Below are 13567 nucleotides of genomic sequence, written 5' to 3'. Positions count from 1 at the left end.
CTCACCAGGCCGGCTGGAACCGCATTCCCTTGTCGTACCAGTCGTTGTCGCCCGCCGGCCCGGACGGTGGCGCGGCGGCCGGGGCGTCCGAAGACCGGTCCTTCAGCACTTTGCCGTCCTGCTCCGCGTGCGGGGCCGCGGGGGCCGCGGGAGGATCGGCCGGCGCCGGCTCGTACTGCACCCGCCAGCGCAGCCGGTCCATCAGGTAGCCGCCGCTGCCCAGCGGCGCCAGCAGCTGCCCGGTCCGCTTCGCCGACTCGCGCTGAGCCTCGACGTAAGTCCGGAGGACGGCGTCCGCGATCTCGGACGGCGACATCCCCGAGACGGCGTCGGTGAGCCGCAGCCGGGTCAGCACGCCGTCGGTGTTGACCGACAGCGCAACCGCGCCGTCGGCGGACGTCGCCGTCGCCGACAGCGCTTCGAGCTCGGCCAGCAGGGCATCGCGGTCCGGTTTTGCCGGACGGTCAGCCATTCATCCGCTCCAGGTGGCCGTCGTCCTGCGAAACCTGGCCGTCGGGGGCGATGTCGACGTTCGCGTCGCGGACGTTCTTCTCGGTCTGCCGCGAGGTGTGGCCGGTTTCGAAGTTCGACGGGTCGAAGCTCGAGCCGGGGCTGACGTCCGGCGGGTCGGGGATCTTCGGCAGGTCCACGGCTTCGTCGCCGATGCGGTTCGCCAGCGTCGTGGCCGCCTCGCCGGCGCCGGCGCGGATCTTGCCCGCGCTGTCGAGGAAGCTCTGGTAGAGGTCGAACGCGTTGTCGCCCTTGATCTCCGCCTGGTTCGCCACCACCGCGCTGATCGCGCCGCCCGCCGCGTTCCCGGCGATCAGCGCGCCCTCGGCGGCGCCGAACGTGGCGGCACCGATCGGCGCGGCGGCCCCGGCGGTGGCCACGGTGAGCAGTCCGGCGACCGCGCCGGCGAACGTCGCCGCCAGTACCTTCGACATCGCCGCTTCGCGCTTGCGGGACTGTTCCTTCTTGTAGTCCTCCGCCGTCTGCAGGAACGTCGTGCCGAGGTTGCTCAGGTCCTGCCGGGCCGCCGCGATGGCCTCGCGGGCGGCGACGACGTCGCTCTCCAGCACGGTGATCTTGGATTCCACGTTGGTGAAGGCGTCCGCGAGTTCGTTGAGGTACGCCTTGACCGCGTTCGCGGCCGAGCCGCGCCACTCCCCGAGGAACTGCCGGGCATCGTCGAGCTTCGGCTTCGAGTCGCGCTGCAGCTGCTTCCAGACGGCGTCGTGGCTCATGATCAGGTGCTGCAGCCCGCCGGCCGACTCGTGGTCGATGTCGGCGTCGGAGAACTCGCGGTAGATCGCGGCGATCTCGTCCTGCATCTTCCGGATGTTCTCGTTGGAATCGTCGAAGCCGAACAGCAGGAAGTCGGTCGTCCGGAGCACGTCGATGGCGTTCAGCGCGTCGTTCGCGCCGTCCTTCAGATCTTCGGAGACGCCTTCGAGGAGTTCGGCGCGGCGGTCGTCCCCGCCGGACATCGGTTCGGCGTCGAGGCCGGTGTCGAAGTAGCCGTCCACGGTGTCAGTTCCCTTCCAGGCCCGCGGCCGCGCGGTTGACGTGCCGCTGCGAGTCCGCGTCCGCCTGTTCGTACAGTTCCGCGACCCGCACCAGCGCGTGACTGGTGTCGGCGGTGGTCTGGTGCAGCTGCGCGACCAGCTTCTGGATCTTCGCCAGGTGGTCGTTGTAGGCCGCCGCGACGGCCGGCATGCCCAGCGAGCGGCCGAACGCGTTGTCCGCGGGGAACATGCCGCCCAGGATGCCGCCGACGACCGAAAGGGGGACGTCGGTGCCGCGCAGGCCGTTCGACGCGGTTTCCGCGGCGTCGGCCGCGTCCTGGAGGGCTCCGGCCGAGTCCCGCAGGTCCTGCAGGTCGGTCTCGAATCCGATCATCACTCACCTCTGCTTCGGATACTTCGGACATGTAAACACCGTTCGATCGACCGGCAGGGTGGTTTGCCGGCGGTGTGCCCCAGATCACGAGCGGCCCGCCGTACCGCCGAACGGGCGAACCTTGTCCTTGCCCGCGGGGTCTGGCGCTCCTCCCTGCATGAGCACACTCACCGAAGCCCGAGCGCCGACCGTGCGGAGCCAGTTGCGCGACGCGAAACGGTTCTCCTGGACCGGATTCGCCGTCACGGTCGCGGCGTCGCTGCTCGGCACGCTCGTCCCGGCCGCGATCGGCGCCGGTCCGGAGGCGACGCTGGTTTCGACGCTGGCGGTCACGGTGCTGGCGGCCGGCGGCTTCACCGCCAAGGACGGCAGCGCCCGCGGCATCAAGGCGATCGCGATCGTGCTGCTGGCAACGGGTGCGCTGGTCCTGACGGTGACCGGGGTGACCGTGCTCGACGTCGTGCGCGGGCGCCCGGCGACGTTCCCGGTGGTGCCCGAGACGGCGGTGCCCCGCGTGCTCGTCCCGGAGTCGGTCGCCTGCGGCGCGACGCCCGTGCGCACGACGACGACGTGCACGGTGGCGATCCGCAGCGTCGGCGCGAGCGCGCTGCGGGTGAGCGGGATCGAGCTGGACGGCCCGGACTTCGCGGTGGACGCGAGCGCGTGCGTCGGCCACGACGTCGAGCCGGGCAAGCGGTGCACGCTGGTGGTCAGCTTCACCCCGGCCGCGAGCGGCGAACGGGTCGTGGACCTGACGGTCCACCACAACGTCCCAGGCCCGGCGGCGTTCGTGGAGCTCACCGGCCGCGGCGGCTAGTGCTCCGCGCCCGCGCTGACCGGCAGGTCCTCGGTGACCGTCGACGCCGTGTCCGCCAAGGCTTCCAGCGCGTCGGCGATCTTCTCGACGCTCAGTGAAGGCGCGGGCTTGCCGGCGGCCGCGACCTGCTCCGGGCTGAACGGGACGTGCACGAAACCGCCGCGCGCGCCGGGGAAGTCCGTTGCCAGCAGGTGCATCAGGCCGTAGAAGACCTGGTTGCACACGTACGTCCCGGCGGTATGGGAGACCGACGCCGGCACGCCCGCGGCACGGATCGCCGCCGCGCACGCCTTAACCGGCAGCGTCGTGAAGTAGGCCGCCGGGCCGTCCGGGACCACCGGGACGTCCACCGGCTGCGCGCCCGCGTTGTCCGGGATCCGTGCGTCGATCAGGTTGATCGCGACGCGCTCCGGCGTCACGTCGAAGCGGCCGCCCGCTTGGCCGACGCAGACCACCAGCGACGGCCGGTGCTCGTCGAGCGCCCGGCGCAACGCGGGCAGCGACGCACCGAACTCACAGGGCAGCTCGACCGCGGCGACGTCGTTCCGGCGCGCGCCCACCGGCGAAACCGCTTGCCACGACGGGTTCACCGACTCGCCGCCGAACGGCGCGAACCCCGTCATCAGCACCCTGGCCATGCCGTCCTCCCGAAGTCCGTGAATGGCACATTGAGAGACTCTAAGTCCCTCAATGTGCCATTCACGGCTTTACCGCGGACTGGTCAGGCGGCCGGCTTCAGGGTGCCGGGGAAGAGGTACTGGTCTGCGGGCTTGCCGGTGCCGTACACCCACGCGTCGAAGAAGCCCTTGAGGCTCCGGTGCGCGACGAGCTCGGTGTAGCACTGGAACTCTTGCATGCTCGCGTTCCCACCGCGGTGCAGCGACGGCCACGTCTTCAGCACGAAGTCGAACGCCGGCTGCCCGATGTAGTTGCGCAGCGCGTGCAGCATCAGCGGGCCCTTCGAGTACACGTACGTGAACTCGTGGCCGGCGCCCATGTCATACAGCTTGCCGTTCCAGAACGCCGTCGACGCCTTCTGGACTTTGGTCGCGTACTGCTTGTTCAGGTCGACGCCCTCCTTTGCCTCGTCCCACAGCCACTCGGCGTAGGAGGCGAAGCACTCGTTGAGGCAGACGTCGCGCCAGTGCGCGACCGCCACCGAGTCGCCGTACCACTGGTGGGCGTTCTCGTGGACGATCACCGGGACGACCCCGGCCCAGCCGCCGGAGTAGATCGGGCGGCTCATCGTCTCCAGCGAGAACCCGATCTGCGCGTTGAGGAAGATGCCGCCCGCCGCGTCGATCGGGTACTTGCCGAACTTGGACTCGAGGAAGTCGAGGATCTCCGGCAGCCGTGCTTCGGCTTGCTTCGCCGAGTCGGGCACGCCGGGGGCGAACGCGCTGACGATCGGCGTGCCGTCCGCGCGCTTCTGGCGGTCGAAGGTCCACTTGTCGATCGCGACCGTCGTCATGTAGGGCACGATCGGCGTCTCTTCGGCCCACACATGCGTGGTGCCGCCCGCTGCCTTGACGGAGCCGCGTTCGCGGCCGTTGGCGATTACGCCCCACTCGTCGGGCACGGTGATCGCCAGGTGGAACGTGGCCTTGTCCAGCGGGGTGTCGTTGACCGGGTACCAGGTGGTCGCCGACTTCGGCTCGCCGGCGACGAAGGTCGCGCCGCCCGGGGTGAACTGCCAGCCGTTGTCGCCGAGCGACGGGTCGCTGATCGGTGCGGGCACGCCGTGGTAGGCAACCTTGACCGCGAAGTTCTGGCCTCGCCACAGCGCTCGAGACGGCGTGACGACCAGTTCGTGGTCCCCGGTCCGGCTGAACTTCGCGTCCCGGCCGTCGACCTTCACCGAGTCGACGGTCAGGCCGTGCAGGTCCAGGTCGAACGAGCTGAGCGACTGGGTTGCCCGCGCCGAGATGTCCTGGACCCCGGTGAGCTGGTGCGACGCGGGGTCGTAGCCGACCTTGAGGTTGTAGTCGGCGACGTCGTAGCCGCCGTTGCCGTCCTGCGGGTAGTAGCTGTCGCCCGCCCCGTCGCTGCCGGGCCGCGCCGGGCCCCAGCCTTCACCGGCCGCGGCGACACCCGCGCCGAGGCAGAGGCTGGCGACCACGGCGGCCACCACCACAACAGGCTTCTGTGCCCTCATTGACGCTCCTGTTCGTGTGGAGTCACTTCGCTCCGCAACGTATCGGCAGGAACGGACGATTCGGTGGCTCACGCCGGATTTGTCCGGATAATCAGCACTTCCGTCTGCCCCGCCCGGCGACGTGCGAGCGTCTGGAAAGCTGGACGCATGCGCGTTGCGCTGCTGGGCCCGCTGCGGGCGGCGGAAGACGACGGCACGCCGATCGACATCGGCGGTGCCCGCCTCCGCATGCTCTTGGCCAGGCTCGCGCTCGACGCCGGGCGCGCGGTCCCGGCCGACGCGCTCGTGGACGGGCTCTGGGGTGGCGAACCGCCGTCCGACGCGGCCAACGCCCTGCAGTCACTGGTCTCCCGCCTGCGGAAAGCGCTCCCGGTGGCCGTCGAATCCGGCCCGGGCGGCTACCGGCTCGCACTGGGTTCCGACGATGTCGACGCCGAGCGGTTCGAACGGCTCGCCGCGGACGGCCGCCGTGAGCTCGCCGCTGGCCGGGACGTTCGCGCGGCCGAGCTGCTCACCGAGGCTCTCGCGCTCTGGCAGGGTGACGCGCTCGCCGACGTCCTTGACGCGCCGTTCGCGGCCGCGCCCGCCCGGCGGCTCGCCGGGCTGCGGGCGGAGGCGGCCGAGGACCGGTTCGACGCACTGGTCCGGCTGGGTGAGCACGCCGGCGTCCTGGCCGACCTGAGCGCCGCGGCGGACGCCGACCCGCTGCGCGAACGGCTCGCCGGGCTGCGGATGCGCGCCCTCTGCGCGGCCGGGCGGCAGCCGGAGGCGCTGGTCGTCTACGCCGGGCTCCGCCGCACGCTGACCGACCAGCTCGGTGTCGACCCGTCGGCCGAGCTGCAGGAGATCCACGTCGCGGCGCTGCGAGGGGAGCTCGCTCCGCCGTCGCCCGTCGCGGACCGGCTGCCGACGCGGCTGACCACGTTCGTCGGCCGCGACGACGAGCTCAAGCTGCTGGCCGAACTGCTCGGCGGCGCCCGGCTGGTCACCTTGACCGGGCCGGGCGGGGCGGGCAAGACCCGGCTGGCCACCGAGGCGGCGTCGCGGCACCCGGCCCACCAGCGCGGCCGGGTCTGGTTCGCCGCCTTGGCCGGCGTGCGCGACCCCGACGACGTCGGCGGCGCGCTGCTGGGCGCGCTCGAGGTCCGTGACATCCGCACGGAGACCGAGGTCCACCGCCGCCAAGCGGACCCCGTGGCGCAGGCGGTCGAGGTGCTCGGCGGCGCGGAGGCGTTGCTGGTGCTGGACAACTGCGAGCACGTCGTCGACGCGGCCGCGCGGCTGGCCGACGAGCTGCTGCACCGGGCGCCGCGGCTGCGGATCCTGGCCACCAGCCGCGAGCCGCTGGCCATCACCGGGGAGGCGCTCTGCCCGCTCGGCCCGCTGCCGGTGCCCGCGGAACGCGCCGCGCCCGCGGAGGCCGCCGAGCTCGACTCGACCCGGCTGTTCCTCGACCGGGCGGCGGCGGTCCGTCCCGACTTCGTGCTCGACGAGTCCACTGTGGACCAGGTCGGGGAGATCTGCCGCCGGCTCGACGGGATGCCGCTGGCGCTGGAACTGGCCGCCGCGCGGCTGCGCTCGATGAGCGTGGCCCAGATCGCCGGACGCCTCGGCGACCGGTTCCGCCTGCTCACTTCGGGCAGCCGCACGGCCCTGCCGCGCCAGCGGACGCTGCGCGCGGTGGTCGAGTGGAGCTGGGACCTGCTGACCGAGCCCGAACTCGTGCTGGCCCGGCGGCTCGCGGTGTTCGCGGGCGGCGCCGAGCTGGAGTCGATCGAGGCCGTCTGTGCCGACAACACGGGGGCCGGCAACCCCGGGGCCGACGAGCTGCTGCCCGCCGCCGACGTGCCGTACGTGCTCGGCAGCCTGGTCGAGAAGTCCATTGTGGACACAGTGGCCGGTGTCGACGGCGAGCCGCGGTACCGGATGCTCGAAACGCTGCGGGCCTACGCCACCGAACGGCTGGCCGAGTCGGGCGAGTACGACCGGATGCGCCGGGCGGTGGCGTCGTACTACGCCGAGCTCGCGCAGCGGCTGGAGCCGACGCTGCGCACCGGCGAACAGCTGCGGGCGATCGACCAGTACGAGGCCGAAAGCGCGAACATGGTCGCGGCTCTGCGCGGTGCCATCGAGATGTCCGATGTGGACAACGCGGTCGGGCTGCTGGACGGCATGTTCTGGTACCTCACCGTGCTCGGCCAGGGCAGCCGGGTCGGCGGGCTGATCCGCGAGGCCCTCGCGTTCGGCGAGCGGTTGCCGCCCGAGGTGGCGGCCGCCTACCGGGCGCTGCTCTACCTCATGGACGAAATCCCGGTCCGCTCGGACCGGGACGGGATCCTCGAGCTGGTCGACGACTGTGTGCGCAGTGACGCGGTGACCCGGTACCCCGGGCTCGCGGTCGCCCTGCCGATGCTGGCCTTCCTCGGCGGTGACCGCGAGGTCGCCGACCGGGAGGTGCGCCGGGCCCAGCAGCACGCGGACCCGTGGACCCGGGCCGGCGGCCACTGGGTGGACAGCTTCCTGCTCGAAGACCTGGGTGACGTCGAGGGGGCCTACCGGGCGCGCGATCTCGCCCACGCCGGGTTCTCGGCGGTCGGCGACCGGTGGGGCCTCGCGATGACGTTGAGCTTCAAGGCGAGCGCGTTGTCCCAGGACGGCGAAAGCGCCAAGGCCATCGAGACCTTCCAGGAGGGCCTGGCGCTTTCGATGGAGCTGCGCTCGCACGAGGACGCCGTGCAGCAGTGGTGGCGGCTGGCCGTCGAACGGGCGCGCACCGGGGACATCGAGGGCGCCTGGCGCGACCAGGAGGCCGCGGAACGCTACGGCGAAGCCATCACGAACGTGCAGCACCGGGCCATCCTGATGTTCGGCCGGATGGAGCTGCTGCTGCGCACGGGTGACGTGGCCGGAGCGCGGGCGCTGCTCGACCGGGTCAAGGAGCTGGGCGGCGACGACTGGTTCCCCGGCGGTATCGGCGACGAGTTCATCCACGTCTTCGAGGCGCGGATCCTGCTGCTCCAAGGCCGCGCCGAAGAAGCGGAGGGCCACCTCGCCGTCGCGATCCAGGCGACGAACCGGCGTGGTGACATGCCGGACATGGCGGGCGCGGTCGAACTGCTGGCGATGGTCCGCGCGCGGCAGGGCCGGTACGAGACCGCCGCCCGGGTGGTCGCTGCCTCCGCTGTCGTCCGCGGCCGGCTGGACCGGGGCAGTCCCGAGCTGCGCGAACTGATCGCCGAGCTGCGCGAAGCACTGCCGGACTACGACGAGCGGTACGAACGAGCGCGTCAAGTGTCCAAAAAGGACATCGTCGCCTGGTTGCTGGACGAAGCGGGCGGAAACGACTGAAGGGGACGTCCGCCCCCCGGCGAACGTCCCCTTCAGCTTCCCCTGGCGCGACTCACCCCCGTGCGTGCGCGCCCCTCAGACCCGCCGGCGGTAAGCCCACGTCGCCAACGGGAAGAACACGACGATCGCCCCAGCCATCCAGGCCAGCGCCCCGGCCAGCGGCCCGGCGACGGCGCCGCCGTTCATCAGGCCGCGCAGCGCGTTCGCCATCAGGCTGACCGGGCTGATGTCGGCCCACGCCCGCAGCCAGCCCGGCATGGTGTTCGTCTGCACGAACACGTTGCTGCCGAACGTGAGCGGCATGATGAAGACGAACATCAGCGCCTGCGCCGAGCCCGGCGTCTTCATCAGCATGCCGACGAACACCGAGCCCCAGCAGAAGCTCAGCCCGAACGCCAGCGCGAGCAGGATCGCCACGGCGAACTCGCCGGGGCTGGTCGCGATCCGGTAGCCCATGATCGTCGCCACGATCATCAGGACGGTCAGGCACACGACATAGCGCACGACGTCGGCGAGGACCGCGCCGATCAGGGGTGCCGAGCGCGCGATCGGCATGCTGCGGAACCGGTCGAACACACCCTTGGTGACGTCGGTGTTGAGCTGCACGCCGACGGTCAGGCAGGCCTGCAGGATGTTCATCACGATGATGCCGGGCACGACCATCTGCAGGTAGGCGTCGGTCGAGCCGGACAGCGCGCCGCCGAACAGGTAGACGAAGATCACCAGGAAGACGATCGGCATCAGGGTGACGTCGGCGAGCTGCTCGGGGTTCTTGCGGATCTTCAGGATGCCGCGCCACGCCAGCGAAAGCGCGTGCTGGACCCCTTTGCCGGGGCTGATGTGCCGGGGCGGGGCGGGGCGGTCGAGGGCCAGCGTCGTCATGCCAGGCTCCCTTCGAGGTCACGGACGTCTTCGGTCGGCTCTTCGGCCTTGTGGCCGGTGAGGGCGAGGAACACCTCGTCGAGGCTGGGCAGCCGCAGCGCCAGCTCGTCCGCGGTGATCCCGGCTTCGTCCAGCTTGCGGACCAAAGTGGACAGCAGGACGGGGTCGTCGACCGGCGCGGTGAGCAGCCCGCTCGCGTCGTCGCGGGTCGGCCGGACGCCGGACAGGTCGCCGAGGATCCGGTTGACGGCGTCCATGTCGGACAGCTGGGTCGGCCGCACCTGCAGTGTCTGCCCGCCGACCAGGCGCTTCAGCTCGTCGGCGCGGCCGTCGGCGACGACCCGGCCGTGGTCGAACACGGTGATCTTGTCGGCGAGCTGGTCGGCCTCCTCCAGGTACTGCGTGGTCAGCAGCACCGTCGCGCCCTCGGCGACGAGGCCGCGGACGACGGCCCAGACCTCGTTGCGGGCGTGCGGGTCGAGCCCGGTGGTCGGCTCGTCGAGGTAGAGCACCTCGGGCCGGCCGACGAGGCTCGCGCCCAGGTCGAGCCGCCGCCGCATGCCGCCCGAGTACGTCCGGATCGGCCGCTTGGCCGCGGCGGTCAGCTCGAACCGCTCGATCAGGTCGGTGGCCCGCGCCTTGGCGGCCGCGCGGGAGTAGCCGTACAGCCTGCCGATCAGGACGAGGTTCTCGATGCCGTTCAGGTCCTCGTCGACCGACGCGTACTGCCCGGTCAGCCCGATCAGGCTGCGGACCCGCACCGGGTCCGCGACCACGTCGTAGCCCCCGACCGTGGCTCTGCCGGCGTCCGGTTTCATCAGGGTCGCCAAGATCCGGACGGCGGTCGTCTTGCCCGCGCCGTTCGGCCCGAGCACCCCCACCACCTGGCCGAACGGGACCTCGAGGTCCACCCCGTCCAGCGCCTTGGTCTCCCCGAACCGCTTGACCAGGCCCTCGGCCTGGATCGCGTGCGACATGGGCGTTCCTCCTTGACTGCTTTTGGGGGTCCAGGGGGCTTGCCCCCGGCCTGGGGTCTGGGGCTGGGCCCCAGAAAACTCAGCTGTCGCTTCCAGGGATCAACAGTGGAGGTCCGGGCTGTCAAGCCACGCACAGCGCGCTGGTAGGCGCTGGCAGCCACTGGTGGAGATCTTGTGGAGGAGTTGCCGTCGCCCGGGCCGCCCGGGGCCGGGCTCGGCATACTCGGCAGCATGGTGATTGCGGAACAGACGCGGTCCCGGCGGAAGAAACCGCTGGTCACGGCCTTACTGATGGTGCCGGTGGTGCTGCTGGGCGCCCTGGCCGCGCTGCGCCTGATCGGCTTCGACGGCGACTGGTACACCCTCGTCGCGCTGTCGCTGACGCCGTACGCGGCGGCCGCCGGCGTCCTCCTCGGCGGCCTCGCCCTGGCGCTGCGGCGCTGGTGGACCGGCGGGGTCGCGCTGGTGCTGGCGATCGTGCTGGCCGTCCTCGTGGTCCCGCGCCTGTCGGCGAGCGACCAGCGCGAGGTGCACGGCAAGACGCTGCGGGTGCTCGCGTCGAACCTGCTCTACGGCCGGGCGGACCCCAAGGCCGTCGTCGACCTGGTGCGGGAGCAGCGGATCGACGTGCTGAACCTGGTCGAGATGACGCCCGGCGCGGTCGACGGGCTGGCCGCGGCCGGGCTGTTCGAGACGCTGCCGTACCGGGTGCTGCACCCGGCGCCCGGCGCGTTCGGCTCGGGGATCGTGTCGCGGTTCCCGCTGACGGAGATCAACCTGACGGGTGATTCGGCGGCCAAGCAGCCGGGTGCCCAGGCCGACCTCGGCGACGGCGTGGTGGCCGAGATCGTCGCCGTGCACCCGGTCTCCCCGGACGTCGACACCCCGCAGTGGGAGCGTGAGATGAAGGACCTCTCCCGTGCGGCGGGCGAGCACGGCCTGCGCGTCCTGGCGGGCGACTTCAACGCGACGCTGGACCACGCGGCGTTCCGGACCGTGCTGTCCCGCGGCTACAACGACGCGGCGGAGGAGCGCGGCGAGGCACTGGTGCCGACGTGGCCGGCGGACCACACCCCGGTGGTGACGATCGACCACGTGGTGGTGGACAACCGGGCGGCGGTGCGGGACTACCGGGTCTTCGACGTCCCGGGCAGCGACCACCGGGCGGTTTTCGCCGAAGTGCGCCTGCCGTGACGGCGTTCCTGGCAGGCTGACCGGCATGCGAAGACTCGTGCCGCTGTTGCTGGTCCTGCTCGTCGCGGGCTGCGGGCAAAAGCCAGCCACTTCGGGGAACGGCTCGCATCCCGGCGACGGCCCGAAGAGCGCCCTCGGCTTCACCGCACACGCCGGGGCGGTCCAGTTCCCGGCCGACGGCGACTGGGTGGCGTCGAACGTCGGGCTGAAGACGCTGGTCCCGGTGGGCGGCTGCGTGCTCGGCCTCGGCAACTATTCGAACGGCTACCGCGAGGTCAACGCGAACTGGACCGGCGACGCGGGCTGCGAGAAGCTGAAGATCGATCCGGCGCCGGGCAGCGGCGGGCCCGGTCCGGAAGTCGTGCGCGCGGGCAACGGCTGGCGTGGCGGCGGGCTGCCCGCGGTGGGGGCGGTGCCGGGGCCGGACGGCTCGGTGCTCGGCGTGTACACCAAGTTCACCCGCCGGGACGCCGACGGCACGCTCACCGAACTCGCCGAGCTGCGCGGTCAGCGTGACCCGAGAGCACTGGCGCGGTCGGGCGGCAACCTCGTTGCCGTCGGCACGGCGTTCCTGGACGGGCAGACGACCCGGCCGGTCGCGTGGGTGTCGGACGACGAGGGCAAGTCCGAACGCACGGTGGTCATGCCGGTCGTTCCGGGGATCGACGGCGCGAACGGCCCCTGGTCGGTGGCGGCGAACGGCGCCGAGTTGCTCGCGGCCGGGTATTCGAACCCGCGGCTGCAGATCTGGGCGTCCCACGACGGCGGCGGCAGCTGGACGGTGTCGGAGCTCTCGACGGCGTCGGACCAGACGCTGGTTTACGGGATCCTGCCGGTCGCCGGGCAGTGGCTGCTCTACGGCGAGGTCTCGAACGGCTTCTCGCAGAAACCGTTCGTGGTCACCGGCAAGCCGGGTGCGTGGTCCACTGTGGACGCTCCGGGGCCGGGTGGGATCGTGGCGGGCACGCTGGACGCGCACGGCAACCCGGTGCTGGCCGGACGGACCTTCGAACCACAGCGGCCGAACGAAAACACCCGGTTCTGTTCGTCCGTGCTGGTGCGGGACGGTCAGGGCTGGCAGCGCGGGGAACTGGGCTGCGGGGGGTCGCAGGTGCGGGTGGCCGCGACCCTGGCCGACGGGCGCGTGCTCATCGCCGGGAACCGGGATCTCTGGCTGCGGCCAGCTTCCTGAGCGTTTCCAGGGCCCCGGCCGCGATCGACACCCCGCGGCCGTGGCGGATCTCCGGCTCCCGCGGGTTGATGCGGATCAACGCGCCGGACGCCGCGCTCGCGAGTTCGGCGTACCGGCGGACGGTCGGGACGGCCTGGCCCGCACCCAGCTCCACCACCACGAGATCACGCGCGGTCCGGCGCCACGCCGTCAGCTCGTCCAGCTGGGCCTGGCTGCGGTCCGGGACCCAGGAGAAGTCGCCGAACATCAGGATGTTGGGCCGCGCGAGCCCGCCGCAGCGGGGGCACGACGGCAGCGGCGGCACCGCGCGCATGGTCTCTTCGCCGACCACGACGGTGACTCCGGACGCGGGCCAGATCTCGGACGTGCAGCCGCCGAGGCACTGCAGGTGGTGGATCGAGCCGTGCGCTTCGGCGACGAACCCGAAGCCCGCCGCCTGAAACTGACCGTCCACATTGGATGTGAACACGCGGACACCGCCGGGCAGGCGCGAACCGAATGACCGCAGCAGCCGGAAACCTTCGTGCGGCACGGTCTTCCGGTACAGCTCCAGCCGGTGCCCGTAGAAACCCCAGGCCAGCTCGGGGTCCTCGGCGAAGTGCCGCGGGTCGGCGATCTCTTCGAACCGCAGCCCGAGCCGGGCGTACGGCGGATAAGCGCGCCAGAACCCTTCCCCACCGCGGAAATCGGGCAGCCCGGAGTCGACGCCCATTCCGGCGCCGGCGCAGATCAGGAGCGCGCCGGCGCCGTCCAGGAGCTCCGCGGCGTGAGCGAGGTCACTCACCCGGCTTCGAGCCGAGGACGACCTCGAACTCCAGGAGGTTCGCCCCGGTGGACACGGGCTTGGCCCGCTCGCCCGAGTGCGCCGCCGCGGCCGGGCCGCCCTTCGCCCACGCCTGGTAGTGCTCCTCGGTCTCCCACTTCGTGTACACGAAGTAGCGCGTCTCGCCGGAAACCGGGCGCAGTAGCTCGAAGCCGAGGAAGCCCGGCTGCTCGTCGACCGCGTGCATGCGGGCGGCGAACCGCTTCTCCAGTTCGGGCCCGGCGCCTTCGGGGACCTCGATGGCGTTGATCTTCACGACACTCATGGCTCCAGACTAGTT

Annotated in this window: 13 protein-coding genes; 4 read left to right on the top strand and 9 right to left on the bottom strand. The window is 71.8% G+C overall.

Annotated features, from left to right (window positions below):
• Nucleotide 1 precedes the first annotated feature (1 nt).
• The 3 genes from A3CE_RS0120220 to A3CE_RS0120210 are packed head-to-tail and all read right to left on the bottom strand — an operon-like array spanning nucleotide 2 to nucleotide 1899.
• Nucleotides 2-472, bottom strand: a complete 471-nt coding sequence (locus tag A3CE_RS0120220) for a YbaB/EbfC family nucleoid-associated protein (protein WP_020641929.1) — start codon at nucleotides 470-472, stop codon at nucleotides 2-4.
• Complete coding sequence (locus tag A3CE_RS0120215) at nucleotides 465-1526, bottom strand: hypothetical protein (protein ID WP_020641928.1); 1062 nt, start codon at nucleotides 1524-1526, stop codon at nucleotides 465-467. Before A3CE_RS0120215 ends, A3CE_RS0120220 begins: the two co-directional genes overlap by 8 nt.
• Before the next feature lie 4 nt (nucleotides 1527-1530).
• Complete coding sequence (locus A3CE_RS0120210; RefSeq protein ID WP_020641927.1) at nucleotides 1531-1899, bottom strand: hypothetical protein; 369 nt, start codon at nucleotides 1897-1899, stop codon at nucleotides 1531-1533.
• Between the two features lie 157 nt (nucleotides 1900-2056).
• Here A3CE_RS0120210 and A3CE_RS0120205 point away from each other — a divergent pair, with 157 nt between their 5' ends.
• Nucleotides 2057-2716: an Ig-like domain-containing protein gene (locus A3CE_RS0120205; protein ID WP_020641926.1), complete on the top strand. Its 660-nt coding sequence runs from the start codon at nucleotides 2057-2059 to the stop codon at nucleotides 2714-2716.
• Here the strand turns inward: A3CE_RS0120205 and pcp are convergent.
• Both pcp and A3CE_RS0120195 read right to left on the bottom strand, forming a co-directional pair.
• Complete coding sequence (pcp, locus tag A3CE_RS0120200; protein ID WP_020641925.1) at nucleotides 2713-3354, bottom strand: pyroglutamyl-peptidase I; 642 nt, start codon at nucleotides 3352-3354, stop codon at nucleotides 2713-2715. The genes A3CE_RS0120205 and pcp overlap by 4 nt on opposite strands.
• Nucleotides 3355-3437: 83 nt before the next feature.
• Complete coding sequence (locus A3CE_RS0120195) at nucleotides 3438-4871, bottom strand: M1 family metallopeptidase (protein ID WP_026468679.1); 1434 nt, start codon at nucleotides 4869-4871, stop codon at nucleotides 3438-3440.
• A 147-nt stretch (nucleotides 4872-5018) separates the two neighbouring features.
• Between A3CE_RS0120195 and A3CE_RS0120190 the strand changes: the two genes are divergently transcribed.
• A complete protein-coding gene (locus A3CE_RS0120190) occupies nucleotides 5019-8219 on the top strand; it encodes an AfsR/SARP family transcriptional regulator (RefSeq protein WP_020641923.1) in 3201 nt (1066 codons plus the stop codon).
• A gap of 75 nt (nucleotides 8220-8294) precedes the next feature.
• Here A3CE_RS0120190 and A3CE_RS0120185 read toward each other — a convergent pair whose 3' ends face one another.
• Together A3CE_RS0120185 and A3CE_RS0120180 are read right to left on the bottom strand one after the other, a co-directional pair.
• Nucleotides 8295-9101 (bottom strand): ABC transporter permease, encoded by an 807-nt coding sequence (locus tag A3CE_RS0120185; RefSeq protein ID WP_020641922.1) that lies wholly within the window; start codon nucleotides 9099-9101, stop codon nucleotides 8295-8297.
• Entirely contained in the window at nucleotides 9098-10078 is a 981-nt protein-coding gene (locus A3CE_RS0120180; RefSeq protein WP_020641921.1) for a daunorubicin resistance protein DrrA family ABC transporter ATP-binding protein, read from the bottom strand. The genes A3CE_RS0120185 and A3CE_RS0120180 overlap by 4 nt, the downstream gene beginning before the upstream one ends.
• 231 nt (nucleotides 10079-10309) lie before the next feature.
• On the opposite strand from A3CE_RS0120180, the gene A3CE_RS0120175 reads away from it, so the two are divergent.
• Together A3CE_RS0120175 and A3CE_RS53570 are read left to right on the top strand one after the other, a co-directional pair.
• On the top strand, nucleotides 10310-11272 hold the full coding sequence (locus A3CE_RS0120175) for an endonuclease/exonuclease/phosphatase family protein (RefSeq protein WP_185839820.1): 963 nt from the start codon (nucleotides 10310-10312) through the stop codon (nucleotides 11270-11272).
• A 25-nt stretch (nucleotides 11273-11297) separates the two neighbouring features.
• Nucleotides 11298-12464, top strand: coding sequence for a hypothetical protein (locus tag A3CE_RS53570; protein ID WP_125591929.1), 1167 nt, complete (start codon nucleotides 11298-11300; stop codon nucleotides 12462-12464).
• Here the strand turns inward: A3CE_RS53570 and A3CE_RS0120165 are convergent.
• Both A3CE_RS0120165 and A3CE_RS0120160 read right to left on the bottom strand, forming a co-directional pair.
• Nucleotides 12421-13248: an SIR2 family NAD-dependent protein deacylase gene (locus tag A3CE_RS0120165; RefSeq protein WP_020641918.1), complete on the bottom strand. Its 828-nt coding sequence runs from the start codon at nucleotides 13246-13248 to the stop codon at nucleotides 12421-12423. The two genes, A3CE_RS53570 and A3CE_RS0120165, sit on opposite strands and share 44 nt — an antisense overlap.
• Nucleotides 13241-13552: an antibiotic biosynthesis monooxygenase family protein gene (locus A3CE_RS0120160; RefSeq protein WP_020641917.1), complete on the bottom strand. Its 312-nt coding sequence runs from the start codon at nucleotides 13550-13552 to the stop codon at nucleotides 13241-13243. The genes A3CE_RS0120165 and A3CE_RS0120160 overlap by 8 nt, the downstream gene beginning before the upstream one ends.
• Between the last annotated feature and the right edge of the window lie 15 nt (nucleotides 13553-13567).

This window comes from Amycolatopsis balhimycina FH 1894 (assembly GCF_000384295.1).
GTDB lineage: Bacteria > Actinomycetota > Actinomycetes > Mycobacteriales > Pseudonocardiaceae > Amycolatopsis > Amycolatopsis balhimycina.
The sequence above is the reverse complement of the archived record's forward strand: the minus strand, read 5'-3'. Positions and strand labels throughout refer to the sequence as shown.

Coding starts and splice junctions, on each gene's coding strand:
- A3CE_RS0120220 (WP_020641929.1), bottom strand. CDS start 472: ATGGCTGACCGTCCGGCAAAACCGGACCGCGATGCCCTGCTGGCCGAG.
- A3CE_RS0120210 (WP_020641927.1), bottom strand. CDS start 1,899: ATGATCGGATTCGAGACCGACCTGCAGGACCTGCGGGACTCGGCCGGA.
- A3CE_RS0120205 (WP_020641926.1), top strand. CDS start 2,057: ATGAGCACACTCACCGAAGCCCGAGCGCCGACCGTGCGGAGCCAGTTG.
- pcp (WP_020641925.1), bottom strand. CDS start 3,354: ATGGCCAGGGTGCTGATGACGGGGTTCGCGCCGTTCGGCGGCGAGTCG.
- A3CE_RS0120195 (WP_026468679.1), bottom strand. CDS start 4,871: ATGAGGGCACAGAAGCCTGTTGTGGTGGTGGCCGCCGTGGTCGCCAGC.
- A3CE_RS0120190 (WP_020641923.1), top strand. CDS start 5,019: ATGCGCGTTGCGCTGCTGGGCCCGCTGCGGGCGGCGGAAGACGACGGC.
- A3CE_RS0120185 (WP_020641922.1), bottom strand. CDS start 9,101: ATGACGACGCTGGCCCTCGACCGCCCCGCCCCGCCCCGGCACATCAGC.
- A3CE_RS0120180 (WP_020641921.1), bottom strand. CDS start 10,078: ATGTCGCACGCGATCCAGGCCGAGGGCCTGGTCAAGCGGTTCGGGGAG.
- A3CE_RS0120175 (WP_185839820.1), top strand. CDS start 10,310: ATGGTGATTGCGGAACAGACGCGGTCCCGGCGGAAGAAACCGCTGGTC.
- A3CE_RS53570 (WP_125591929.1), top strand. CDS start 11,298: ATGCGAAGACTCGTGCCGCTGTTGCTGGTCCTGCTCGTCGCGGGCTGC.
- A3CE_RS0120160 (WP_020641917.1), bottom strand. CDS start 13,552: ATGAGTGTCGTGAAGATCAACGCCATCGAGGTCCCCGAAGGCGCCGGG.